The organism is Brevundimonas sp. MEB006b (genome assembly GCF_030209705.1).
Lineage (GTDB): Bacteria > Pseudomonadota > Alphaproteobacteria > Caulobacterales > Caulobacteraceae > Brevundimonas.
In genome coordinates this window covers 49,257-73,452 of sequence record NZ_JARVRL010000003.1, presented here as the reverse complement: position 1 = coordinate 73,452, position 24,196 = coordinate 49,257, and the positions used below count along the sequence as shown (strand labels likewise).

18 protein-coding genes are annotated in these 24,196 nt (G+C 67.7%); 13 read left to right on the top strand and 5 right to left on the bottom strand.

Annotated features, from left to right (window positions below; all coding sequences use genetic code 11):
• Nucleotides 1-51 precede the first annotated feature (51 nt).
• A complete protein-coding gene (locus tag QRN13_RS05180) occupies nt 52-4,908 on the bottom strand; it encodes an NAD-glutamate dehydrogenase (RefSeq protein WP_284877092.1) in 4,857 nt (1,618 codons plus the stop codon).
• A gap of 449 nt (nt 4,909-5,357) precedes the next feature.
• Here QRN13_RS05180 and QRN13_RS05175 point away from each other — a divergent pair, with 449 nt between their 5' ends.
• On the top strand, nt 5,358-6,254 hold the full coding sequence (locus QRN13_RS05175; protein WP_284877091.1) for a hypothetical protein: 897 nt from the start codon (nt 5,358-5,360) through the stop codon (nt 6,252-6,254).
• Here the strand turns inward: QRN13_RS05175 and QRN13_RS05170 are convergent, their stop codons facing one another.
• A complete protein-coding gene (locus QRN13_RS05170) occupies nt 6,255-7,415 on the bottom strand; it encodes an aminotransferase class V-fold PLP-dependent enzyme (RefSeq protein ID WP_284877089.1) in 1,161 nt (386 codons plus the stop codon). It lies immediately after the preceding gene.
• A gap of 83 nt (nt 7,416-7,498) precedes the next feature.
• The gene (secA, locus tag QRN13_RS05165; RefSeq protein ID WP_284877088.1) at nt 7,499-10,348 is read right to left on the bottom strand and encodes a preprotein translocase subunit SecA; all 2,850 of its coding nucleotides are present in this window, start codon (nt 10,346-10,348) and stop codon (nt 7,499-7,501) included.
• Nucleotides 10,349-10,592: 244 nt separating this feature from the next.
• Here secA and QRN13_RS05160 point away from each other — a divergent pair, with 244 nt between their 5' ends.
• The 4 genes from QRN13_RS05160 to QRN13_RS05145 are packed head-to-tail and all read left to right on the top strand — an operon-like array spanning nt 10,593 to nt 13,515.
• Nucleotides 10,593-11,498, top strand: a complete 906-nt coding sequence (locus tag QRN13_RS05160) for a peptidylprolyl isomerase (RefSeq protein ID WP_284877087.1) — start codon at nt 10,593-10,595, stop codon at nt 11,496-11,498.
• 1 nt (nt 11,499) lies between these two features.
• Complete coding sequence (gene argJ, locus QRN13_RS05155) at nt 11,500-12,891, top strand: bifunctional glutamate N-acetyltransferase/amino-acid acetyltransferase ArgJ (protein ID WP_284877086.1); 1,392 nt, start codon at nt 11,500-11,502, stop codon at nt 12,889-12,891.
• Nucleotides 12,888-13,301 carry a (deoxy)nucleoside triphosphate pyrophosphohydrolase gene (locus tag QRN13_RS05150; RefSeq protein ID WP_284877085.1) on the top strand — a complete coding sequence of 138 codons (414 nt, stop codon included), beginning with the start codon at nt 12,888-12,890 and terminating at the stop codon, nt 13,299-13,301. Before argJ ends, QRN13_RS05150 begins: the two co-directional genes overlap by 4 nt.
• A 25-nt stretch (nt 13,302-13,326) precedes the next feature.
• On the top strand, nt 13,327-13,515 hold the full coding sequence (locus QRN13_RS05145; RefSeq protein WP_165114742.1) for a Flp family type IVb pilin: 189 nt from the start codon (nt 13,327-13,329) through the stop codon (nt 13,513-13,515).
• Here QRN13_RS05145 and QRN13_RS05140 read toward each other — a convergent pair.
• Entirely contained in the window at nt 13,512-14,414 is a 903-nt protein-coding gene (locus QRN13_RS05140) for a class I SAM-dependent methyltransferase (RefSeq protein WP_284877084.1), read from the bottom strand. The genes QRN13_RS05145 and QRN13_RS05140 overlap by 4 nt on opposite strands.
• On the opposite strand from QRN13_RS05140, the gene QRN13_RS05135 reads away from it, so the two are divergent.
• The 5 genes from QRN13_RS05135 (at nt 14,413) to QRN13_RS05115 (ending at nt 17,318) form a co-directional block, all read left to right on the top strand.
• Complete coding sequence (locus QRN13_RS05135) at nt 14,413-15,207, top strand: ComF family protein (protein ID WP_284877083.1); 795 nt, start codon at nt 14,413-14,415, stop codon at nt 15,205-15,207. The genes QRN13_RS05140 and QRN13_RS05135 overlap by 2 nt on opposite strands.
• A 72-nt stretch (nt 15,208-15,279) precedes the next feature.
• Nucleotides 15,280-15,537 carry a glutaredoxin 3 gene (gene grxC / locus QRN13_RS05130; RefSeq protein ID WP_055755096.1) on the top strand — a complete coding sequence of 86 codons (258 nt, stop codon included), beginning with the start codon at nt 15,280-15,282 and terminating at the stop codon, nt 15,535-15,537.
• Between the two features lie 3 nt (nt 15,538-15,540).
• Nucleotides 15,541-16,380: a carbon-nitrogen hydrolase family protein gene (locus tag QRN13_RS05125; RefSeq protein ID WP_284877082.1), complete on the top strand. Its 840-nt coding sequence runs from the start codon at nt 15,541-15,543 to the stop codon at nt 16,378-16,380.
• A 6-nt stretch (nt 16,381-16,386) separates the two neighbouring features.
• Nucleotides 16,387-16,821, top strand: a complete 435-nt coding sequence (locus tag QRN13_RS05120) for a DUF1178 family protein (protein ID WP_066553544.1) — start codon at nt 16,387-16,389, stop codon at nt 16,819-16,821.
• The gene (locus tag QRN13_RS05115) at nt 16,821-17,318 is read left to right on the top strand and encodes a GNAT family N-acetyltransferase (RefSeq protein ID WP_165114728.1); all 498 of its coding nucleotides are present in this window, start codon (nt 16,821-16,823) and stop codon (nt 17,316-17,318) included. The genes QRN13_RS05120 and QRN13_RS05115 overlap by 1 nt, the downstream gene beginning before the upstream one ends.
• On the opposite strand, the gene QRN13_RS05110 is transcribed toward QRN13_RS05115, so the two are convergent.
• Nucleotides 17,315-17,620: a UrcA family protein gene (locus QRN13_RS05110; protein ID WP_284877081.1), complete on the bottom strand. Its 306-nt coding sequence runs from the start codon at nt 17,618-17,620 to the stop codon at nt 17,315-17,317. The two genes, QRN13_RS05115 and QRN13_RS05110, sit on opposite strands and share 4 nt — an antisense overlap.
• Before the next feature lie 232 nt (nt 17,621-17,852).
• Here QRN13_RS05110 and typA point away from each other — a divergent pair, with 232 nt between their 5' ends.
• The 3 genes from typA to murJ are packed head-to-tail and all read left to right on the top strand — an operon-like array spanning nt 17,853 to nt 24,074.
• Nucleotides 17,853-19,685 carry a translational GTPase TypA gene (gene typA / locus QRN13_RS05105; RefSeq protein WP_165114724.1) on the top strand — a complete coding sequence of 611 codons (1,833 nt, stop codon included), beginning with the start codon at nt 17,853-17,855 and terminating at the stop codon, nt 19,683-19,685.
• Between the two features lie 51 nt (nt 19,686-19,736).
• Nucleotides 19,737-22,442: a [protein-PII] uridylyltransferase gene (gene glnD / locus QRN13_RS05100; protein WP_284877080.1), complete on the top strand. Its 2,706-nt coding sequence runs from the start codon at nt 19,737-19,739 to the stop codon at nt 22,440-22,442.
• 36 nt (nt 22,443-22,478) lie between these two features.
• Nucleotides 22,479-24,074, top strand: coding sequence for a murein biosynthesis integral membrane protein MurJ (murJ, locus tag QRN13_RS05095; protein WP_284877078.1), 1,596 nt, complete (start codon nt 22,479-22,481; stop codon nt 24,072-24,074).
• The last annotated feature ends 122 nt before the right edge of the window (nt 24,075-24,196 follow it).

The following is a 24,196-nucleotide window of genomic DNA, read 5'->3' as shown; positions in this document are numbered from 1 at the left end:
GCGCCTGAAGAGGCCGTGCGACGACGGCTTCGTCAAGCGAAGACCCGCTGCTCAGCCATTCACGGCCGCCGTCGCCAGATCGCGGATCGTCGCGTTGGCGATCGTCAGTTTGGCGAAGGTCCAGCCCGAGCCCGACTGTTCGATCTCGTCCACCGAAGCGCGCACGCCCTCGACCGTCGCCTGTTTGGAGCCGATCCAGGCGTCCACGGCGGCCTCGGCCGCGTCCTCGCTGACGCCGACCGACGGATCAGAAGCGCGGGCGACGGCGCGGGTCAGGGCCGCCTGCTCGTTCATCAGGTCCTCGATCAGACGACGGACGGCGAGACGATCGAAATGATCCGCAGATGGAATGGAGCCGGCGGCGGCGCGCAGACGGTCAAAATCGAAGGCGGCCCCGACCTGGTGATACAGGCGCGCCATGGCCGCGACCGGCCAGTTCGCCTCCTGCGCCAGGTCCCCGATGTCGGAGGCGGCGACGAGGGGGCGCATGATGGCGATGCTGCGGGTCAGATCCTCAGGCGCGCCGTGGTCGGCGAAGCGTTTGACGCGCGCATCCAAACGCCCCTGTTCGAAGCGCGACAGGACCGGCGCGCCCTCGGCCTGCAAGGCGTCGGCGATCGGACGATAGCGGTCGATCAGGGCCTGAACCGACAGACCGCCCTTGGCGCGGCGGGCCAGCCAGAAGGTCTGACGACGCAGGACGACGGCGATCTCCTGATAGAGGGCGATCTGGGCCTCGGCCGAGATCTTCAGGTCCAGGGCCGACACGGCGTCCCAGGCTTCGTCCAGACGGAAGACACGGCGCGCCGCCTCGAAGGCGATGATCAGGGCGGTTGTGTCGCATTCCGCCGAGCCGCGCAGCCGGTCGGGGAAGGTCGGGCCGCACATGTTGACGACTTCGTTGGCCATGACCGTGGCGATGATCTCGCGCCGGAGACGGTGGCTCTTCATCTCCGGCTCGAACCGGGCCAGAGCCTCGGGGAAGTAGCGGACCAGGATCTGTTCGAAGAAGGGATCCTCGGGCGCCTGAGAGGCGACGATGTCGTCCGACAGCTCCAGCTTGGCGTAGGCCATCAGGACGGCCAGTTCGGGCCGGGCCAGGGGGATGCCCGCCGTCATCAACTCCTTGACGCGGGCGTCGTTGGGCAGGCCCTCGACCTTGCGGTCCAGCTTTCCACGCGCCGAGAGGCTCTGCATGAACCGCTGCTGGGCGTCCAGGGCGCCGACGCCTTCGGCCTGCTGCAGGGTCAGGGCCAGGGTCTGGTCGTAGTTGTGGGCCAGCACCTTGAGGCCCACCTCGTCGGTCATGGAGGCCAGAAGCGGCGTGCGCTCCTCGGCCGGCAGGACGCCGTTGGTCACGGCCGAGCCGATCAGGATCTTGATGTTGACCTCGTGGTCGGAGGTGTCGACCCCGGCGGAGTTGTCGATGGCGTCGGTGTTGATGCGGCCGCCGGCCTGACCGAAGGCGATGCGTCCCGCCTGGGTGAAGCCAAGGTTTGCTCCCTCGCCCACCACCTTGACCCGCAGTTCGTCGGCGTTGATGCGCAGGGCGTCGGTGCCCTTGTCCCCGACCTGGGCGTCGGTTTCGGCCGCCGATTTCACATAGGTGCCGATGCCGCCCAGATAGAGCAGTTCGACCGGCGCCTTCAGGATGGCGCGGATCAGGCTGACGGGGTCCAGTTCGTCCTCGGCGATGTCTAGGGCCGCCTTGATCTGCGGCGTCAGCTGGATCGACTTGGCCGAGCGCGAGAAGACGCCGCCGCCTTCCGAGATCAGCGCCTTGTCGTAGTCCTGCCAGGACGAGCGCGGCAGGTCGAACAGACGCTTGCGCTCAGTCCAGCTGGCCACATGATCCGGGTTCGGATCAATGAAGATGTCGCGGTGATCGAAGGCGGCGACCAGACGCGTCGCCTTGGACAGCAGGACGCCGTTGCCGAAGACGTCGCCGGACATGTCGCCGACGCCGACCATGGTGAAGGGCTGGGCCTGGATGTCCTTGCCCATTTCGCGGAAGTGGCGCCTGACCGCCTCCCACGCGCCGCGCGCGGTGATGCCCATGGCCTTGTGGTCATAACCGATGGAGCCGCCCGAGGCGAAGGCGTCGCCCAGCCAGAAGCCGTAGGAGGCCGAGACGCCGTTGGCGATGTCGGAGAAGGTCGCCGTGCCCTTGTCGGCGGCCACGACCAGATAGGGGTCGTCGCCCTCCCAGGCGATGACATTGGCCGGATGGGTCACCGAACCGTCGGCGGCGATATTGTCGGTGATGTCCAGAAGGCCGGACAGGAAGGTGCGATAGGCGCGGATGGCCTCGCCCTGGATGGCCTCGCGGTCCGTCGTGCGGGGCAGTTGCTTGGGATAGAAGCCGCCCTTGGAGCCGACCGGCACGATGACCGCGTTCTTCACTTGCTGCGCCTTGACCAGGCCCAGGACCTCGGTGCGGAAGTCGTCGCGACGGTCCGACCAGCGCAGACCACCGCGCGCGACGGGACCAAAGCGCAGGTGCACGCCCTCGACGTGCGGCGCCCAGACGAAGATTTCGCGATAGGGTTTGGGCAGGGGCAGGTCGTCCAGCTCGCGCGAGGCGATCTTGATCGAGATGTGCGGCTTGGGCTGGCCGTCGGCGTCCAGCTGGAAATAGTTGGTGCGCTTGATCGCGCCGATCAGGGCGGCGATGCGGCGCAGGGCCCGGTCGTGATCGAGGCTCTTCACGTCCTGCAGCAGGGTGACGATCTTGGCGTCCAGCTCGGCGACAGCCGGCGCACGGTCGTCAGCCGAGCCCCCTTCTGGCGCGAACTTGGCCTTGAACAGCGACAGCAGGGCGCGCGCCACGTCGGGGTATTCGCGCAGGGCCTCTTCCTGCACCGTTTGGGAGGGGTCGAGACCCGTCTGCTGGCGATAGTGGGCCAAGGTGCGGATCAGGGCGGCGTCGCGCCATTCCACGCCCAGTTCGATCACCAGACGGTTGAAGCCGTCGCTTTCGTTGCGGCCGGTCCAGACAGCGGCGAAGGCGTCCTCGAACGGGCCCTTCACGTCATCGAAGACCAGCGCCTCGCCACGCGGATCCTCCATCAGGAACTCGTGGACGTGGATCTCCTCCTCGCCCATCGGACGGATCGGATAGCCGTATTCCTCCAGCGTCTTCAGGCCCATGTCGGCCAGGATCGGCAGGACGTCGGACAGGGGAACGGCGGGGCCGCGACGATAGAGTTTGAAGCGGAACTGCAGGCGGCTGTCGTCCGGCGTGCGGAAGGCGCGCACGGCGACGGCCTTGCCCTCGCCGGGCAGACCGGTCTCGTTCAGCCGGTTTACGTATTGCAGGTCGGTTGCGGCCTCATCGGCGTCGTAGCGATCGCGATAGGCGGCGCCGAAGGCGCGGGCCCATTGGGCGCTCAGCGGCCCGACGGCGACTTCCTCGACGCCCGAGCGACGCAGGGCGCCTTCGAAACGATCGACCCAGCCGCGACCAGCCTCGGCGACGTCGGTCTCCAGCTGGGCGGGGTCCGGGATCGGGTGGGCGCCGGGCTCCACGCCGATGATGTAATGGATGCGCACCAGGGGCGCGTCCGACAGTTGCGGATACCAGGCCGAGATGCGGCCGCCCCAGGCGCGGGCGACGATCTGGCCGATGCGTTCGCGCACGGCGGAATCGAACTTCTCGCGCGGGATGAAGCACAGCACCGAGACGAAGCGGTCGAACGGATCCTGGCGCGAGAACAGGCGGATGCGCGGCCGGTCGTAGAGGTGAAGGATGCCCAGGGCGATGGACAGCAGCTCGTCCTCGCTGACCTGGAACAGCTCGTCGCGCGGATAATTCTCGAGGATGTTCTTGAGGCGTTTCTCGTTGTGGCTGCCGGGCGCCTTGTCGGCGCGAGCCAGGGCGTTGGCCACCTTGCGACGCAGCAGCGGCACCTCAGTCGCCAGCTGGTCGTAGGCTTCAGACGTGAACAGGCCGACGAAACGGGTCTCGCCGGTCGCCTTGCCGTCCGGGCCGTAACGCTTGACCCCGACATAGTCCATGTAGGCGCGACGGTGGACGCGCGAGCGGGCGTTGGCCTTGGCCACCGTCACCGGTTCGCTGAGATCCAGCTGACGGCGCATCTGGCGCGTCAGGACGGCGGGTTCGGAGGCGCGGCGCAGCACGGTGCGCTCGGGATCTGCCAGAATGCCCAGGCCGTCGGTGGACAGTCCCAGCGGCGCCTCGGCCTCATAGTCGCCGTCGGCGTTCAGCGGATAGTCGTAGTCGCGCGCGCCCAGGAAGACGAAATGGTCGCTCTTCAGCCATTTCAGGAAGGCGATGTTCTCGGCCAGGACGGCGGGATCGACCGGGGGCGGGGTCTCTTCCAGACGCTGCACGGCCTGGCGCATCAGAGACGTCATGGCGTCGTGATCGGCGACGGCGGCGTGGACGTCCGACAGGCTCTGGGCCAGGCCTTCGCCCAAGGCGTCGCGGCGCTCCTGCGGCACGCTGTCGATGACCAGCATGATGATTGACAGGCGGCGGCCGTCGAGCTCGACCACCGGGTGGAACAGGGCGCGCACGGACACGGCGGCCTCGGCCAGAGCGCCCATGACGCTGTCGACCAGGAAGGGGGCGTCGGACTGGACGATCCGCACCAGATCGTAATCCAGCACCTTGTCCGATGCGCCGTGCAGCGGGCCGACGGTGATGGCGGGAGCGGCCGCGTCGGTCGGATAGGACTTGGCGGCGGTCCAGGAGGCGGCGAGCAGGGCGGCCAAATCCTCGCCGCTCAGTTCAGGCGTCTCATCGGCGGAATAGTCTTCGTGCGCCTGGGTCAGATACGTCTGTTCGACTGCGCCGGGCCCGGTCCCCACGATCTTGGCGAAGGCCGCCTCCAGCGCGGCCTTGGTGATCGGCTGAACGGGTTGGCGCAGATCGTGGGCGGTCATGGACGAGCAGTCTCGAACGACGCGGCAGGGCCGCAAGGGATGCGGCGCGACGAGGCGCCACCCCCGCTGACTAGGCCAGGTCCGGTCGCTCGGGAAGCCCCTGGCGACCGTTCATTGTAATGATCAGTGATCAGGTTGGAATTATTGTGCAGCGCCACAAAGCAGAAAGCCGCCGGACTGGGGGAGTCCGGCGGCCTGCGCGAGCGGCGCCTGGAGGGGAGGGGAGGGTGCCGGCTTCGCTTCGCTGCGGTTCGGAGGGGGAGTGTCCCGCAGCGTCGAAATCTGAAATGGGAAGCCCCCTGCGCCGTTCAAGAGCGGATCGGCCGGAATCTTTCGCGACATTTTGGCGCCTCTGAGCGGCGATGAAGACGTCGGCGAATGCGGGCGACAACGGATTCCGATGCTATGCGTTAGGATGGGTCAACGGTGAAGCTGGAGCACCCGATTACATGCGTCGCTTTTTGATGGGTTCGATCGTGGCGGCCGTGATCGGCCTGCTGCTCGCCGGCGCCGGATACTGGGCCTATTGGAACTTCTATTCGCGGTTCCAGCCGGTCACGATCAGCCGCAATCAGGCCGAAGTGCAGCAACTGCTGGACGAGGCGTCCTGGGTGTCGGACGGCAGCGGGGGACAGGCCCTGTATATCGTCACATATCGCGACAGCGCCTCGGCCCTGCGCTACGCACGCGACGAGGCGCCCAAGCTGAAGGCGGCGGGGATCGAGACGCGCTACATCCTGTTCGCCCGCCCCGATCTGGAAGGCGCGGCGCAATCGACGGCGGCGGAGCGAGCGACGGTCGCGGAGCTGTGGCTGACGCGCGACTGGCCGCTGTATCAACGCTGGATGGCGACGCCGGCCAACAGCTGGACCGCCGCCGGCGTGCCCCAGGCGGACGGCAATCTGGCGCGCACCGCCGTGGTCGAGGCCGGCCGCCGCTTCAACGAACGGCTGAGCCAGCTGCTCAAGGAGTCCGGCGTGGACATCAGCTATCCGCTGATCCTGTGGCGTGACAAGCAGGGCTTCCTGAAGGCTTGCGGCTGCTCGGACCGGCAGGCCTGGGCCTTCATCCGCGACGATGTCGGCGCGCCCGACCGGTTGGGCCAGTTCGACACGGGACCAATCGCGCCCGAAGAAGCGGCGCCGGCGCAGGACGCTCGCCCCTCGGCCATGCCCTATCCGGACCTGCCGGTGATCCCTCCGGTCAATGCGCCGACGGGCGGCACCACGCCGACGCCGCCCTCGCCTCAAGCGCGACCGGCGAGCCCGCCCGCATCAAACCGTCCGACGCCGCCGCCGCGCACGGCCCCGGCGCCCAGCAAGCAGGACGACACGACCTTCTACTGATCAGAGGGATCGGCAGGCCTCGATCAGGCGATCGACGTCCTCGGCGTCCTGATACAGGCCGAAGCCGAAGCGGATGACGTCCTCGCGCACATCGGTGACGATGTTCGCCGCCCGCAGACCGGCGCACCAAGCCTGGGCGTCGGGATGACGAAGGGCCAGGAAACGGGCGCGCGGCGCGTCGCCCTCGACCGGATTGAGGATTTCGGCCTGCGACAAGACTCCGGCCTGTCCAGTCTGAACGGCCTGCTGGAACTTGGTCGCCAGATCGCGCGCATGGGCGGCGATGGCGGCGGTGTCGAGCCCCTGCTGATCCAGCATTCGGCGCACGGCGTTGAAGCGATACAGCGGCGTGCAGTCGAAGGTGGCGCCCCAGAAACGACCGCCGTCGCTGCGATACTGAACGCCGCCGGGCGGACCCGACAGGTCGCCGAACTCCGCGAACCAGCCGGTGACGACAGGACGCGGGCAGAAGCCGGGCGGGGCGTGCAGGAAGCAGACGCCCTCGCCTGACATGGCGTATTTGTAGCCGCCGGAGACATAGAAGACCCGGTCCGCCACCGCCGACAGGTCGGTCGGGGTCGCCATGAAGCCGTGATAGCCGTCGATCAGAACCCAAGGCCCTTCGGGTCTCGCCAGGGCGGCAAGCTCCTCGATCCGGTCGAACAGGCCCCCGGTGCGGAAGAAGACCTGGCTGACCACGATCCAGTCGTAGCCGCCCTTGGACGCCTCGGCGATAAAGCGGTCGGCGAAGGTGTCGAAAGGGGCTAGCGGAACGCGCGTGACCAGCGCCGCCCCGACCTCTTCCCACCGTTCGGCCTGACGACGGAAGGAGTGAAATTCGCCGTCGGTCGCCAGAATGCGGACCGGCTTGGTCTCCACGCCCGAAAACAGACGCAGCAGGAAGTCGTGGGTGTTGGACGAAAAGACGATGCTGTCGGGCGAAGGCAGTGCCAGCTCGGCCGCGACATGGGCCTGAGCCTCGGGGATCACCTGACCGAAGACGAGATCCCACTTGTGGTCGGCATGCAAGTTGGCGTCGAGCCAGGTCTGCTGCTGCGCCTCGAAACTGGCGTCGGGCCACAGGTGATGGCTGTGCGCGGCGAAATGCAGCCGACCGGGCGCCGCTGACAGGGCGCGGGAGAAGAGGGACTTGTAGGACATCCCTCTTCTTTAGGACATCTCACCCAGCGCTCAAGCAGCGAGCCGCCGCGCGGCGAGCGATAGCGCTGCGGGTAGCGCGCCTCTTAAACGAGAGCCCCGTGACAGTGTTTGAACTTGCGCCCCGAGCCGCAGGGGCAGGGGGAGTTGCGGCCGGTCATTTCCCAGCCGGGCGGCAGGGCCTCGACGGGCAGTTTCGAGCGGTCGTCGCCGATCAAAGTGCCTTCGGGGTTCTGCGCCGACGGATTGGCCATCTCGTTCTCGCCGGTGCCGGGGTTCAGGTGGATTTCCTGGAACTCGGGCAGTTCGGGCGGCGCCTGGAAGCGGAACTCGACCGTCATCAGCCAGCGGGTGACGTTGTGGCGCAGGTCGTAGAGCAGGTTCTCGAACAGCGAGAAGGCTTCGGTCTTGTATTCGTTCAGCGGGTCGCGCTGGCCATAGCCGCGCAGGCCGATGACGCCGCGCAGGTGGTCCAGATGAACCAGGTGCTCGCGCCACTGCATGTCGATCATCTGCAGCATGAACTGCTTTTCCAGACCGCGCGTCTGATCGGCGCCGATCTGTTCCAGGCGTTCGGCGGCGCGGGCGTCGGCGGCGGCCAGCAGCCGCTCCTCGATCTCCTCGTTCGACACGCCTTCCTCGGCGGCCCAGTCGTGCAGCGGCAGTTCAAGCCCCAGGGTCGAGCGGACCTTTTCGTCCAGGCCGTCGATGTCCCACTGCTCAGCATAGGCCTTGGGCGGCATATAGCGTTCGACCAGGTCTGACACGACGTCGCGGCGGAAGTCGCCGACCAGTTCGGACAGATCCTCGGAGTCCATGAACTCCTGACGCTGTTCGAACACGGCCTTGCGCTGGTCGTTCACGACGTCGTCGTATTTCAGCAGGTTCTTGCGGATGTCGTAGTTACGGGTCTCGACGCGCTTCTGGGCCGTCTCGATGGCGCGGTTCAGCCAAGGGTGGGTGATAGCCTCGCCCTCCGCCACGCCGAAGGTCTTCATGATCGAGTCGAGGCGGTCGCCGGCGAAGATGCGCAGCAGGTCGTCCTCGCAGGACAAGTAGAATTTCGAGGTGCCGGGGTCGCCCTGACGGCCGGTGCGGCCGCGCAGCTGGTTGTCGATGCGGCGGCTTTCGTGGCGCTCGGTGCCCAGAACGAACAGGCCGCCGGCCTCCAACGCGATCTTCTTCTGGACGGCGATCTCGGCCTTGAACTCGGCCTCCTTGGCCGCTTCCATTTCCGTTGTGACCTCGACGGCCATGTTGCGTTGTTCCAGCAGCCACTTCTGCATCTTCATCTCGAGGTTGCCCCCGAGCTGAATGTCGGTGCCGCGGCCCGCCATATTGGTAGCGATGGTCACCACGCCCGGCAGGCCGGCGTCGGCGACGATATAGGCTTCCTGCTCGTGCTGGCGCGCGTTCAGGACGCTGTGCGGAATGCCACGCAGCTTGGTCTCGTAGGTGATGTCATAGGCGGCGTCGCCGATCTTCTCGGCTTCCTTGGCCTTGCCCGCATATTCCGGCTTCAGCGTGCGCGAGGTCTCGACCTTGTATTCGAAGCGGCTCAGCAGGTCCGACAGCTGTTCCGAACGCTCGATCGACACGGTGCCGACCAGGATCGGCTGACCGGCGAGGTGGCATTCGGCGATCTGGCGCGCGATGGCCTGGTTCTTCTCGGCATGGGTCCGATAAACCTCGTCGTCGTAGTCCTTGCGCTGGATCGGCCGGTTGGTCGGCACTTCCAGCACGTCCATCTTGTAGATGTCGCCGAATTCCTGGGCTTCGGTCGCGGCCGTGCCGGTCATGCCCGACAGCTTTTCGTACAGGCGGAAGTAGTTCTGGATCGTCACCGAGGCCAGGGTCTGGTTCTCGGGCTGGATCTTGACGTCTTCCTTGGCCTCGATGGCCTGGTGCAGACCTTCGGACAGGCGGCGGCCGGTCATCATGCGGCCGGTGAACTCGTCGATCAGGACGATCTCGCCGCCCTTGATGATATAGTCCTTGTCGCGCTGATACAGGGTGTTGGCGCGCAGGGCCTGGTTGGCGTGGTGAACCAGGCTGATGTTGGCGGCGTCGTACAGGCCGGTGGTGTCGGCGGCGAAGTGACCGCCGGCCTCCAGAGCTTCTTCCATCCGCTCGGAGCCCAGCTCGGTCAGCAGGACCTGCTTCTGCTTCTCGTCGAGCTCGAAGGTGTCCTTGTCCTTGATCAGGTCTTTGATCAGGCCGTCGAGGATCTTGTAGAGATCCGAACGGTCCTCGGTCGGGCCCGAGATGATCAGAGGCGTGCGCGCCTCATCGATCAGGATGGAGTCGACCTCGTCGACGATGGCGAAGTTGTGCGGACGCTGCACCATCTCGCGCCGGTCATAGACCAGGTTGTCGCGCAGATAGTCGAAGCCGAACTCGTTGTTGGTGCCGTAGGTGACGTCGGCGTTGTAGGCCTGCTGACGCTGACCCTGGCTGAGGCCGTTGACGATGACGCCGACCTCAAGACCCAGGAAGCGATAGACCTTGCCCATCGTCTCGGCGTCGCGGCGGGCCAGGTAGTCGTTGACGGTGATGACGTGCACGCCCTTGCCGGGCAGGGCGTTCAGATAGACCGGCGCCACGGCGACCAGGGTCTTGCCTTCACCGGTCCGCATCTCGGCGATGCCGCCTTCATGCAGGATCATGCCGCCGGCCAGCTGAACGTCGTACTGACGCTGGCCCAGCACGCGCTTGGAGGCTTCGCGCACGACCGCGAAGGCTTCGGGCAGGATCTTGTCCAGGGTCTCGCCGTTCGCCAGCCGATCGCGGAAGGCGTCGGTCATCATCCGCAGTTCGTCGTCGGACAGGGCGGCGAACTTGGGCTCCAGCGCATTGATGCGCTGGGCGTGGTCCTGGAAGGCCTTGACCTTGCGGTCGTTGGAAGAGCCGAAAAGTTTCTTGGCGAAGCCGAGCATATTGGATCCGGTAAGCGGTCGAGCGTCTGCGAGCTGAGCGGCTCTGAAATCCCGTGAGGGGCGGCGATACGGACGCCGTGAGAGAGGCCCTGACCGACCGCAGCCCCGGAGCGCCGCATCAGGCGCGCGCGAAGGGCCGCGCAGACGATCAAAACCCCTCGACTTGGGCGCAGGCGGGACTTAAGCACCGGCCTAACCCCTGTCAACGCGAGGGGCTTTCGGCCGCCTTCGACGGAGCGCCCCCTTGACCCCATTCCGGCGATCTTCACGTATCCTGACGGCGGCCTTGCTGACGGCGGCGCTTTCGACCGCCGCCTGTTCGCGCGGCGGCGACAACCGGCCGCCCGAACAGGGGGACCAGGCCGTGGCCACGGTCCAGGACGAGACCATCTGGGCCTCGGACGTGAAGCGCGAGGCGGTGGCCCAAGGTTTGATTGGCGAGGACGAGGCGCTGGATACGACGTCGGATCTCTTCCGCCGGGTGCTGGACGAGGTGATCGACCAAAAGCTGCTGGCCGGAGAGGCGCAGCGGCGGCGGCTGGACTCCTCGCCCCTGGCGCAGCGGCGTCTGGAAGCGACGCGCGAACGCATCCTGGGCGACATGTTGGTCGAGAGCGTGGTCAACAAGGCCGTCTCGGACCAAGCGGTGCAGACCCTGTATAATGAGCAGCTGCGGCTGGCGAAGACCTCGGAAGAGATCCGCGTGCGGCTGATCCTGTCGCGCACCAAGCCCGAGGCGGACGCCGTGATCGGCATTCTGGGCCAGGGCGCCGGCTTCGAAGCGGTGGCGGCGGAGCGGTCGATCGACGAGGCGACGCGGTTTTCCGGCGGTGATCTGGGCTACTCGACGCTGGACGTGATGCCCCAAGCCTATGCCGACGCCCTGCGCGACAAGCCGGCCGGTGCGACAGTCGGGCCCTTCCAGACCGAGGGCGGCTGGGCCGTTCTGAGGGTCGAGGACCGGCGCAAGGAAAACCCGCCGACGCTGGAACAGGCCCGACCGCAGATCGTGCGCTATCTGACCTATGAGGGCGTGCGACAATTGCTGGAACAACTGCGCGGCAAGGCCAAGGTCGATGTGCGCCTGCCCGCGCAGACGCCGCCCGCATCGCCCACTCCTTCCGCCCCTTCCGCTCCTCCGGGCGCCTGACATGACCAAGCCTCCCTCCACGACCGGCCAGAAGATCGAGCATGCGTTCGAAAAAGCGCTGGACCCGTTCGCTACGGCGCTGAAGCGCGCCACCCGCACGCCGGGATCGGATGCCGCCCCGGCCGCGCCTGCGCCGGCCGCCGCCGGCAAGCCGGGTCTGGCCATCTCGCCCCTGGCCGTGCCGTTCCCGGCCATTCCGCCGATCGGCGGGGTCGAGATCGCGACCGCCCGCGCTGGCTTCTACAAACACGAGCGCGACGATCTGGTGGTGTTCCGGTTCGCGCGTGGGACCAGCTGCGCCGGGGTCTTCACCCGCCACAAGATCGGCTCGGCGCCCGTGGACTGGTGCAAGAAGCATCTCGCAGGGGCCGAGGGCGGCAAGGATGTGCGCGCCCTGGTGATCAACGCCGGATGCGCCAACGCCTTCACCGGCAAGGCCGGCGCGGACGCGGCGCGGCGCACGGCCTCGGAGGTCGCCAAACGGTTCGGCTGTCGCCAGCGCGACGTCATGCTGGCCTCGACCGGCGTGATCGGGGTGGTGCTGGACGACAAGAAGATCGTCGCCAAACTGCCTGAAATCGAGAACGGGCTGGAGGCGGACGCCTGGGCCCGGGCCGGTCGCGGCATCATGACCACCGACACCTTCCCCAAGGGCTCTTACGCCGAGGCCGAGATCGAGGGCTACAAGGTCCGGATCGCCGGTATCGCCAAGGGATCGGGCATGATCGCGCCGGACATGGCGACCATGCTGGCCTTCATCGTCACCGATGCAGACATCCATCCGAACGTGCTGCAGGCGCTGCTGGGCCTGCATGTACGCACCACCTTCAACAGCGTGACGGTGGATGGCGACACCTCGACCAACGACACGGCCCTGTTGTTCGCCACCGGAACCTCGGGCGCGCCGCGCATCGGGCGGGTCGGGGATCGCCGGCTTAAGAGCTTCTCGGCCGCCCTGGACAAGGTGATGCTGGACTTGGCGCACCAGCTGGTGCGCGACGGCGAAGGCGCGACCAAGTTCGTCAAGGTGACGGTTGACGGGGCCGCCTCGCCCGCCTCGGCCCGCAAGCTGGCCAAGTCCATCGCCGACAGCCCCCTGGTCAAGACCGCCATCGCCGGTCAGGACGCCAACTGGGGCCGGGTCGTCATGGCGGTGGGCAAGACCGAGGAGCCGGTCGATCGCGACCGCGTGGCCATCAAGTTCGGCCCGCACCAGGCCGCCATCGACGGCGCCCCGTCCCCGACCTACGACGAGGCCAAGATGACCGCCTATATGAAGAACCCCGAGATCGACATCACCGTCGATGTGGGTTCGGGCCGGGCATCGGCGACCGTGTGGACCTGCGATCTGACCAAGGGCTACATCGAGATCAACGGCGACTATCGCTCGTGACCGCTGCGCCCCTTCCGACCGTCCTGGTCGTCGCCGTCGCCCTGATTGACGTGGATGGGCGGGTTCTGATCGCCAAGCGTCCCGAGGGCAAGAAGCTGGCCGGTCTGTGGGAGTTTCCGGGCGGCAAGGTCGAGCCCGGAGAGCGGCCGGAACAGGCCCTGATCCGTGAGCTGAAGGAAGAGCTGGGCATCGACGTCAGCGAAAACTGTCTGTCGCCGTTCGTTTTCGCCAGTCACGCTTACGATTCGTTTCACCTGTTGATGCCATTGTATCTGTGCCGACGGTGGGACGGCGTGGTCACGGCGCGTGAACACGACGGCCTGGCCTGGGTGAAGCCGAGCAAGCTTTCGGACTATCCCATGCCGCCGGCGGACGAACCTCTGGTCGCCTGGTTGCGCGACCTGCTCTGACCACCGCCGACCAGGGAGGCCGGCCATGCGACGTCTTATCGACCGGTTCCTGCGCAATGAGAGCGGGGCCACGGCTATCGAATATGGTCTGCTCTGCGCCCTGATCTTCCTGGCGATCGTGACCTCGATCAGCGCCTTGGCGAACAGCCAGAACGGCGGCCTGGCCGCGACGGTGAACAAGCTGAGCGCCGCCATACAGGCCGCGATCAGCTAGTCCGGCTCTTCGCCCGTCATTTCCTTGACGCCCAGCGCATCGGCCAGCCGCGTCTTGGCCGAGCCGCGCGGCAGAGGCTTCTGCTGGCTGTCGTGAGGTTTCCAGCCGGCCAGATGGATGATCTCGAACGTCGCCGGGATGCGGCCGTCGTCGAGACCGTATCGCTCGGCATAGAGGGCGGCGGCGCGCGCCACGATGCGGCGGCTTAGCGGCCGAACGGGTCCGTGCAGCACGTTGGTCTCGCCCATGGCGCGCAGGTCGCGGATCAGGGCGAACAGGTCGGTGTAGCGGACGGTGAAGCGGTCCACGTCCGACACCGGCAGGGCGAACCCGGCGCGCTGCAACAGGGCCGCCCCGTCATAGCCGTCAGCGAAGGGCGAAACCCGCGCCTGGGCGCCGCCGCGCTCCTCCAGCTCGACCTCGGTCAGGACGGCGCGAAGCTCTTTCAGCGTGCCCGCGCCGAACAGCGTGCCGATGAACAGGCCGTCCGGTTTCAACGCGCGCCGGATCTGGGCCAAGGCGCCGGGCAGGTCGTTGGCCCAGTGAAGAGTCAAAAGGGAAACGATCAGATCGGTCGAGGCGTCGGTAAGCGGCAGCGCGTCCGCGCCCGGCGCTGCGCGCTGGGCCAAAGAGACGGGCGTTTGGATGGGACCGACGCGTCCGGCGGCGTCGCTGGACCGAACCGCCGCATCGAACACGCCTGGATGAGCGGACAGATCGACCGCAACGGGAAAATCGCGCAGTATGGCTTCCAGGCTCTCGGCGGCGTTGGCGGCGGCTCGGGCGTGCAGAAAGTCGGCCTGGGGGAACCGGGCGGCGGACCGCGCCAGCCGCGCCTGACGTCGCACAGCGTCGAAGATGCGCGGGGGACCTTCGGAAGGGGATTGGGGGGCGGTCATGGACGCACAGGATGGGGGCTGGCGACGCGCCTGGGAAGGGGCGGGCCGTCACTTGCGCGGAGCGGGGCGGGCACTGGCCGACCTGATCCTGCCGCCGATGGCGCATGACAGCCGAGAGGCGACGGATGCGGCCGGCCTGACGCCCGACGCCTGGAGCCGGATCAAATTTCTGGAAGCGCCGGTCTGCGACGGCTGCGGGGCGGCCTTCGACTTTGACGGCGGCGCCTTCGCCCAGGATCGCTGCGCCGCCTGTATCGCCAAGCCCTACGCCTTCGAGAGGGCGCGGGCGGCCTGCCTGTATGATGAGGCGTCGCGCAGTCTGATCCTGAGGTTCAAGCACGGCGATCAGCAACAGTTCGCGCCCCTGTTCGCGCGCTGGATCGGGCGCGCCGCCGCCGACCTGGTCGAAGACGCGGACGTGATCCTGCCCGTGCCGCTGCATCGGTTTCGCCTGTTGTCGCGACGGTTCAACCAAGCGGCCGAGATCGCCCGGCCGCTGGCCCGGCACGCCGACCGCGACTATTTGCCCGACGGTCTGGTCCGCACGACCCACACGACCAGTCAGGGCGGCAAGAGCCAGCGCGGGCGGCGGCTGAACGTCAAGAAGGCCTTCGCTGTGACCGAGGCGGGCCGGCGTCGGATCCGGGGACGACGCATCCTTCTGATCGACGATGTGTTGACCACGGGCGCGACCGGAGAGGCCTGCGCGCGCGCCCTGATCGACGCCGGAGCGCGCGCCGTGGATCTCGCCGTCATCGCGCGGGTGCGAAACGCCCGTGAACTGACTATGTGAAGAGCGCCCTATCGCTCGCCGCGCGGCGGCTCGCTGCTTGAGGGCGCTGGATTTTATTTTGGAGATCTGAACTTGGCCGACGTCGTCATCTACACCAAGCCTGGCTGCCCCTACTGCTTCAGCGCCATGTCGCTTCTGAAGAAAAAGGGCGTGGACTATACGGAAATCGTCGCGTCCAACGATCCCGACAAGAAGGCCGAGATGGTCGAGAAGTCGGGCGGCCGCATGACCTTCCCGCAGATCTTCATCGACGGCCAGCACGTCGGCGGTTCCGACGACATCCACGCGCTGGATCGCGACGGCAAGCTGGACGGACTTCTGGCCGCCTGATCCATGAGCAGCGGGCTCGACATCGCCCTGATCCAGACGCGCACGCCGGCGACGGCGCGAGCGGCGCTGGCCCATGTCGATCCGCTGATCCGCGAGGCGGCGTCGGGCGGAGCGAAGTTCATCCTGACGCCCGAGGGGACCAATGTCCTGGAGCAGCGCCGAGACCGGCGCGATGCGGCGATCACGACCGAGGACGAAGACATCGCCGTTCTGGGTCTGCGTCGTCTGGCGGCGGAACTAGGCGTCTGGCTGCTGATCGGTTCGGCCATCGTCCGGTCTGGCCAGGCGGGAGATGGCCGCGCCGCCAATCGGTCGCTGCTGATCGATGGGTCGGGCGGGATCGTGGCCCGATACGACAAGCTGCACGTCTTCGACGTGAACCTGCCCAATGGCGAGACCTATCGCGAAAGCGCGACGGTGAGGCCCGGCGACGGGGCGTCGGTGGCGGACACGCCCTGGGGTCGGCTGGGCCTGACCATCTGCTACGACATCCGCTTTCCCCATCTGCATCGCCAGCTGGCCAAGGCCGGGGCGTCGATGATCGCCGTGCCAGCCGCCTTCACCGCCCCGACGGGCGAGGCGCATTGGGAGACCCTGCTACGCGCCCGCGCCATCGAGACGGGGGCGTTCGTCCTGGCGCCGGCGCAGGGCGGACTGCACGAAGACGGTCGCCGCACCTGGGGGCGATCCACCGTCGTCGGACCCTGGGGCGAGATCATCGCCAAGGCGGATCACGACGAACCTTGCATCGTGCGTGCGAAACTGGACATGGAGGCCGTGGCCAGGGCGCGCGCCGCCGTGCCCAGCCTGACCCACGATCGCGATTTCCTGCCCGCTGTTTAACGCCCCATGATCCGCTACGCCCTGAAATGCGACCAGGCCCACGCCTTCGAAGCCTGGTTCGGCTCCTCGACCGACTATGACGATCAGGCGGCGCGGGGGCTGGTGGAATGCCCGTTCTGCGGTTCGCACGCGGTCGACAAGGCGATCATGGCCCCGGCCGTCAGCGGCGCCCGCAAGGCCGATCCCGCCTCCGACGTCGCCGCCAAGATGCAGACGATGATGATGGCCGCCGCCCGCGAGGTCCGCGCCCATGTCGAGGCCAACTTCGATTACGTCGGCGACACCTTCGCCCGCGAGGCGCGCGACATCCACGAGGGCCGATCCGAGAAGCGCGAAATCTATGGCGAGGCCACGCCCGCCGAGGTGAAGAAGCTGAAGGACGACGGCGTTCCGGTATCCGCCCTGCCTGACGCGCCGCCAGACCCGTCCAAGGTGAACTGATGACCCTGCAATGGCGGCCCATGCGGCCGACGGACATCGATGCGGTGGTGGAGGTGGCGCGGCTGTCGTTTCCCGACCATTTCGAGGATCGCACCTGTTTCCAAAACCGGCTGGCGCTTTATCCGCGCGGCTGTTTCGTGCTCGCGGGAGGCGAGGGCGCCGCGCGGGGCTATCTGATCGCCTATCCGTGGAGGGCCGAGAGCGCGCCGCCGCTGAACACGGTGATCGAAGGCCTGCCGGCCGAGCCGGATTTGATCTATCTGCACGATCTGGCCCTGCACCCCGAGGCGCGGGGCGGGGGCGTGACCGGCGCCATCGTCGAGCGACTGGCCGAACAGGCGACGGAAGACGGCTGGCCCGCCATCGCCCTCGTCGCGGTCAACGACGCGGTCGGCTTCTGGTCACGACACGGCTTCGTCGAGCAGCCCGCCGAGGGCATGGCGGCCAAACTGGCCAGCTACGGCGCCGACGCCCGCTATATGCTGCGGCCGCTCTAGCGCCGATTGAGGGCGGTCTGGCCGCCCGCACGCACGAAATGCATGCGTTGAGGACGGGGCAGGGCGACATAGGCCCGGCGTCTCATTTCACGCTCGCAGACGCTGGCGTCGCCAAGGCTGTCGGGGGTCAGGACGGCGCGATGGACGGCGCACCAGTCACGGCTGGCGGCGCGGATGCGGCCGGCCAGGATCATCGCCTCGCCCGGTCGGGCCATGTTCAGCCCCTCGGCATCGACATGCATGTCCGGCGCCTCGCCCGCGGCCAGGGCGGCGGCAAGCGCGGCTGCGATCATCAAACCCATCGTCATCTCCCATCGGAATGGGCCTGCGTCAGGCCCGTCGTGGGAAGGAGGCGTCCGTCAGCGGCGTCGGATGCGGGATCGGGGATGAAATATCGGTAAGGCGGCGATCGCCGCGACGAACGCCCGCTCTGGCCTTTCTGTCCACATGCCTGTAAGAGGCGCGCGCCTCCCGCATGCCTTTTCATGACCAGCGGCCGCCCGTATGCCGGCCGCGCCTTTTCGCGATACTCAAATGAACCTGCGCAACGTCGCCATCATCGCCCACGTCGACCACGGCAAGACGACCCTGGTGGACCAACTGCTCGCCCAATCCGGCGTGTTCCGAGCCAACGAGGCGCAGACCGAGCGCGCGATGGACTCCAACGACCAGGAAAAAGAGCGCGGCATCACCATCCTGGCCAAGTGCACCTCGGTGCTCTGGAACGGTAAGGCGGGTGAAACCCGCATCAACATCATCGACACCCCCGGCCACGCCGACTTCGGCGGCGAGGTCGAGCGCATCCTGGGCATGGTGGACGGCTGCGTCATCCTGGTCGACGCCGAAGAGGGCGTCATGCCCCAGACCAAGTTCGTGCTGACCAAGGCGCTGAAGATGGGCCTGCGCCCGATCCTGTGCATCAACAAGGTCGACCGCGCCCACGCCGATCCCGACCGCGTCCATAACGAGACGTTCGACCTGTTCGCCGCCATCGGCGCGACGGACGAGCAACTGGACTTCCCGCACATCTACGCCTCGGGCCGCAACGGCTGGGCGACGCTGGACTTGAACCAGCCCAACGACAATCTGGCCCCGCTGTTCGACCTGATCGTCGATCACGTCCCGCCGCCCGCCGTCCAGGCCAACCGCGACAAGCCCTTCCGCATGCTGGACGTACTGATCGAAAGCGATCCGTTCCTGGGCCGTCTGCTGACCGGCCGCATCGAGAGCGGCAAGGCCGTTCCCGGCATGGCGATCCACGCTCTGGACCGTGAAGGCAAGGAAATCGAACGCGGCCGCATCACCAAGGTGCTGGCCTTCCGCGGCCTGAAGCGTCAGGCTCTGGACGAGGGTTCGGAAGCGGGCGACATCGTGGCCATCGCCGGCATGTCCAAGGCGACCGTGGCCGACACCCTGTGCGCCATGGAAGTCACCGAGCCTCTGCCCGCCCAGCCGATCGATCCGCCCACCATCTCCATGACCGTCTCGGTCAACGACAGCCCCCTGGCCGGTCGCGAAGGCGACAAGGTCCAGTCGCGCGTCATCCGTGATCGCCTTCTGAAGGAGGCCGAGGCCAACGTCGCCATCCGCGTGACCACGACCGAAGGCGGCGACGCCTATGAAGTCGCCGGCCGTGGCGAACTGCAGCTGGGCGTTCTGATCGAGAACATGCGCCGCGAAGGCTTCGAAGTTTCGATCTCGCGCCCGCGCGTGGTGTTCCAGACCGGCGAGAACGGCGAGAAGCTGGAGCCGATCGAAGACGTCATGATCGACGTCGACGACGAGTTCTCGGGCATCGTCATCGAGAAGCTGTCGGCCCGTAAGGCCGAGATGACCGACATGGGCCCGTCAGGCGCCGGCAAGACCCGCATCAGCCTGAAGGCGCCGTCGCGTTCGCTGATCGGCTATCAGGGCGAGTTCCTGACCGACACGCGCGGTTCGGGCGTGCTGAACCGCGTGTTCAGCCACTATGAGCCGCACAAGGGCGCGATCGCCGGTCGTCTGAAGGGCGTTCTGATCTCGAACTCTGACGGTGAAACCGCCGCCTTCGCCCTGTGGAACCTGGAAGACCGCGGCATCATGTTCGTCGGCGCCGGCGAAAAGACCTATCAGGGCATGATCATCGGCGAGAACGCGCGCTGGGACGACTTGGACGTCAACCCGATCAAGGGCAAGCAGCTGACCAACGTCCGCGCCTCCGGCAAGGACGAGGCCGTGCGCCTGACGCCGCCGCGCCAGATGTCGCTGGAACAGGCCATCGCCTATATCGACGACGACGAGCTGGTCGAAGTGACGCCCAAGTCCATCCGCCTGCGCAAGCAGGTGCTGAACCCGTCGTTCCGCAAGAAGCGCGTTCGCCCGGAGTAGTCAGCAATCCCTGACTGACGTGCGGTGGGATGCGGCCTATAGACGGCTGACATGAACGCCTCGCCCAGTCTGGATGACCGCCTTGACGAGGCCGCCCGCGCGGAAGACCCGCGCGCGGCGGTCTCTGTCGTTTTGCGCGAGGCCTATGACGCCGCCCGCGCGCGGGCCGAGCGCAAGCTGGATGGCGGCATGAAGGGTCGCGACGTGGCGCGTCTGTACGCCACCGCCGCTGACGAGATGCTGGCCGGCCTGTGGCGGGTGGCGACCCAGACGCTGTGGCCGACCTCGCCGGTCGAGGCCGAACGGCTGGCCCTGGTCGCGGTCGGCGGCTACGGCCGGGGCGTGCTGGCGCCCCATTCCGATCTGGACCTGCTGTTTTTGAGATCGTCCAAGGCGACGCCGCGCGGCGAGCAGGTCATCCAGTTCGTCCTCTATGTGCTGTGGGACCTGGGGGCCAAGGTCGGGTCGGCGGTGCGCTCGGTCGAAGAGTGTCTGAGCCTGTCGCGCACCGACATGACGGTGCGGACGACCCTGCTGGAGGCGCGTCCGCTGGCGGGGGATGAGGCGCTGGCCCAGCTGATGATCGGCCGGTTCCGCGACATGGTGTCGAAATCCGATCCGCGCCCCTTCATCGCCGCCAAGCTGGAGGAGCGGGCCGCCCGGCACGAGAAGGCCGGCTCGACCCGCTACAAGGTCGAACCCAACGTCAAGGACGGCAAGGGTGGCCTGCGCGACCTGAACACCCTGTACTGGATCGCCCGATCCCTGGCGCCCGAAAGCCGGCTGGGCGCGACGGTGATGGACGAACTGTTCACCCCGCGCGAGCGCCGGACGTCGGACGAGGCGTTCGACTTCCTGTGGCGGGTCCGCATCCATCTGCATCTGATCGCGGGCCGGGCCGAAGAGAAGCTGACGTTCGACATGCAGCCCGAGGTGGCCCGGCGCATGGGCTGGCGCGGGCGCGGCGACGAACCGGCGGTCGAGCGGTTCATGCGGCGATACTTTCTGGTCGCCCGCGACGTCGGCGCCCTGACCCGCGCCATGTCGGCCAAGCTGGAGGCGCGCCACCAGAAGACGGCGCACGGTCTGTCGCGTCTGATGGCGCCGTTCCGACCCGCCCCCCGCCGCAAGCTGGAGGTCGAGGGTTTCTGGATCGATCAGGGCCGTCTGTCGGTCGAGGGGCCGGAGGTGTTCGCCGCCGATCCGGTCAAGCTGCTGACCCTGTTCGTCTGCGCCGACAAACATGACCTGGACCTGCACCCGGACGCCTTTTCGGCGGTGACGCGGTCGCTGTCGCTGGTGACGCCCCGGCTGAGGCGCGATCCGGCGGCGACGCGGGCGTTTCTGGACATTCTGGCGCACGGGCAAAGGCCCTATCGCGTCCTGACCATCATGAACGAGACAGGCCTGTTGGGCCGGTTCCTGCCCGAATGGGGGCGGATCGTCGGCCAGACCCAGTTCAACATGTACCACGCCTATACGGTCGACGAGCACACGCTTCAGGCCATCGGCATCATTAACGACATCGCGCGCGGCAAGCTGAAGACCGATCACCCGATGGCCAGCGAGATCGTGCATCTGATCTCGGACATGGAAGCCCTGATGCTGGGCATGCTGTTGCACGATGTGGGCAAGGGCGGCGAGCGGGGGCAGCTGGAGGACGGCGCCATCGCCGCGCGTCGGGCGTGCGAGCGGCTGGGCGTCGATCCTCGGCGGATCGAACTGGTCGTCTGGCTGGTGCGCAGCCATCTGGCGCTGTCGGACTACGCTCAGAAGCGCGATCTGTCGGACCCGGCGACGATCCGCGCCTTCGCCGAACTGGTCGGCGATCCCGAGCGGCTGCGGATGCTGCTGGTCCTGACCGTCGCCGATATCCGGGCCGTGGGGCCGGGCGTGTGGAACGGCTGGAAGGGTCAGCTGATGCGCACCCTCTACAACCAGGTCGCCGCCCTGTTCCGGGGCGAGGACGTGACGCGCGAGGATCCGCTGGCGGCGCATCCGGCCCTGGTCCAACGGGCGCGCGAGACGGGCGCGGCGGCCGAGAGCGCGCCGACCGCGCCGGTGCAGGGACTGACGGTGCAGACCACCGAAATCTCCATCGCCGCGGCCGACCGACCGGGCCTGTTCGCCGATCTCGCCCAGACCATGGCCGCGCTGGGCGCCGATGTGACCGACGCCCGCGTGGCGACCGAGGACGGCGTCGTTCTGGACGTGTTTCGTGTTCAGGACGGAGCGGGCCTGCCTTATGGCCAGGCCGAGCCGCGTCGCCTGAAGGCTTTGGTCGAGGCGCTGGAAAAGGCCGCGCGGGGCGAGGGCCGCATCGGCCAGGCGCCCGATCCGACGGGCAATGCGCGCAAGGCGGCCTTCGAAGTCCGGCCCGTGGTCATGGTCGATCACCACGCCAGCGAGGTCGCCACCGTGGTCGAGGTGTCCTGCGCCGACCGGCCGGGGCTGCTGGCGGACCTGTCGCGCGTGTTCAACGACGAAGGCCTGAGCATCCGCTCCGCCCATGTCGCCAGCTATGGCGAGCGGGCGGTGGACAGTTTCTACGTCGTGGATCGAAAGGGGCGGAAGATCACCTCGGAGCAGCGGATCACCGAACTGCGCACCGCGCTTGAGGCCGTGCTGGACAGCCGCGCGCCCGCGCCCGCCGGACGCAAGGTCGCCTCGGCTCGCGCCAGCGCGCGCGACGTCTCCGACCTGGGCCGCCGCAGCCCGCGCGCAAAGCCCGTATCGCCCGGCGAACAAGCGCGCTAAGCGACAACCTTTCTCCGCGCCCTGTCGAATGTCCGCATGAGCCTCGCCCGAAACACCCTGGTGCAGTCGACCCTGACGCTGGGCAGTCGAATTCTCGGCTTCGTGCGCGACATGGCGCTGGCGGCGCGCTTCGGCCAAGGGCCGATGATGGACGCTTTCACTACGGCGTTGATGCTGCCCAACATGTTCCGCCGCCTGTTCGCAGAAGGCGCCTTCGCCCAGGCCTTCGTGCCGGTCTATGGCGGGGTTCGGGCGCGCGAGGGTGAGGAAGCGGCCGCCGTCACGGCGTCCGAGGCGCTCAGCTTCATGCTGGCCGTGGTCGCCGGCTTCTGCATCCTGCTGCAGGTCGTGATGCCGTGGATCATGCCGTGGCTGCTGTCGGCCTATCGCGACCAGCCGATGGTGCTGCGCGCCGCCGTGATCGCAACCCAACTGGCCATGCCCTATCTGGCCTGTATGACCGTGGCCTCGCTGCTGTCGGGCGTGTTGAACACGGGCGGTCGGTTCGCCCTGTCGGCGGCCGTGCCGGTGTTCCTGAACCTGTGCACCCTGGCCGCCCTGATGCCGCCGCTGATCTTGCCGATCCCGCAAGAAACGGTGCTGCTGATGGTGACCGCGGCGGTGACGGTATCGGGCCTGATCCAGGCCGGCCTCTTGTGGTGGGGCGTGCGGCGTCTGGGCGTTCGGCTGAAGATCGGCCTGCCGCGCATCACGCCGAATGTGCGTCACACCCTGGCGCTCGCCGTGCCCGGCGCCCTGGCGGGCGGGGCGCTGCAGATCAACTCTCTGGTGTCGCAGTTCCTGACCGGGTCGGACGAGGGCGCGCGTTCGGTGCTGTATAACGCCGACCGGCTTTATCAACTGCCGCTGGGCCTGGTGGGGGTCGCCATCGGCCTGGCCCTGGTGCCGCGCCTGACCAAGGCGTTCGTCGACGGCGATCACGAGGGCGGGCAGAAGACGCTGGACGACGGCATCAATCTGGCGATGGCCTTCACCCTGCCGGCGGCGGTCGCCCTGTTCGTCATTCCCTTCTTCATCATCGACGCGACCGTGACGCGCGGCGCCTTCACCTCGGCCGACGCCGCCCGCACCGCCGATGTACTGCGTCAGTTCGCCTGGGGGGTGCCGGCCTTCGTTCTGGCGAAGGTTCTGACTCCGCCCTTCTTTGCGCGCCAGGACACGCGCCGTCCGATGATCTTCGCCGTCACCAGCGTGGTCATCACCGTCATCCTGGGCTCGGCCCTGTTCTTCTGGTTCCGCCGCCAGGGTTGGGACGGGGTGCTGGGCCTGGCTATCGCCACCAGCACCTCGGCCTGGGTGAATGTCGCCCTGTTAGGCGGCGTCCTGATCCGCGAGAACAGCTGGCGGCCGTCGCCGGCCTTCCTGTCGCGCATCGCCCGCGTCATCGCCGCCAGCGCCATGATGGCCGCTCTGCTGTTCGCCGCCGACGTCTTCTATCCGCAGCTGAGCCGACTGTTCCTGGCCAAAGAGATCGCCGTCCTGGTGGTCTGCGGCGCCGGGGCCGGGCTTTACGGCTTCTGCCTGCTGGCGTTCCGGGCCGTCACCATCGCGGAACTGAAGGCCACGCTGAAGCGCGATCCCGGCGGCGGCGCGGTCTCCGGTCTGGACTGACAGGCGGCGAACCGATAAGCGCGAGGCCATGACGACCTCGGGCCTGATCCATGACCTGCGATGGCGCGGCTGAACCGCCGCCTGCCTCGCCACGCCTGCCTTTCGACCTTCCGAGACCCGAT

What these genes read in the sequence shown, in the direction of transcription:
- QRN13_RS05180 (WP_284877092.1), bottom strand. Translation starts at nt 4,908, where the DNA reads ATGACCGCCCACGATCTGCGCCAACCCGTTCAGCCGATCACCAAGGCC.
- QRN13_RS05175 (WP_284877091.1), top strand. Translation starts at nt 5,358, where the DNA reads ATGCGTCGCTTTTTGATGGGTTCGATCGTGGCGGCCGTGATCGGCCTG.
- QRN13_RS05170 (WP_284877089.1), bottom strand. Translation starts at nt 7,415, where the DNA reads ATGTCCTACAAGTCCCTCTTCTCCCGCGCCCTGTCAGCGGCGCCCGGT.
- secA (WP_284877088.1), bottom strand. Translation starts at nt 10,348, where the DNA reads ATGCTCGGCTTCGCCAAGAAACTTTTCGGCTCTTCCAACGACCGCAAG.
- argJ (WP_284877086.1), top strand. Translation starts at nt 11,500, where the DNA reads ATGACCAAGCCTCCCTCCACGACCGGCCAGAAGATCGAGCATGCGTTC.
- QRN13_RS05145 (WP_165114742.1), top strand. Translation starts at nt 13,327, where the DNA reads ATGCGACGTCTTATCGACCGGTTCCTGCGCAATGAGAGCGGGGCCACG.
- QRN13_RS05135 (WP_284877083.1), top strand. Translation starts at nt 14,413, where the DNA reads ATGGACGCACAGGATGGGGGCTGGCGACGCGCCTGGGAAGGGGCGGGC.
- QRN13_RS05140 (WP_284877084.1), bottom strand. Translation starts at nt 14,414, where the DNA reads ATGACCGCCCCCCAATCCCCTTCCGAAGGTCCCCCGCGCATCTTCGAC.
- QRN13_RS05125 (WP_284877082.1), top strand. Translation starts at nt 15,541, where the DNA reads ATGAGCAGCGGGCTCGACATCGCCCTGATCCAGACGCGCACGCCGGCG.
- QRN13_RS05120 (WP_066553544.1), top strand. Translation starts at nt 16,387, where the DNA reads ATGATCCGCTACGCCCTGAAATGCGACCAGGCCCACGCCTTCGAAGCC.
- QRN13_RS05115 (WP_165114728.1), top strand. Translation starts at nt 16,821, where the DNA reads ATGACCCTGCAATGGCGGCCCATGCGGCCGACGGACATCGATGCGGTG.
- QRN13_RS05110 (WP_284877081.1), bottom strand. Translation starts at nt 17,620, where the DNA reads ATGGGTTTGATGATCGCAGCCGCGCTTGCCGCCGCCCTGGCCGCGGGC.
- typA (WP_165114724.1), top strand. Translation starts at nt 17,853, where the DNA reads ATGAACCTGCGCAACGTCGCCATCATCGCCCACGTCGACCACGGCAAG.
- glnD (WP_284877080.1), top strand. Translation starts at nt 19,737, where the DNA reads ATGAACGCCTCGCCCAGTCTGGATGACCGCCTTGACGAGGCCGCCCGC.
- murJ (WP_284877078.1), top strand. Translation starts at nt 22,479, where the DNA reads ATGAGCCTCGCCCGAAACACCCTGGTGCAGTCGACCCTGACGCTGGGC.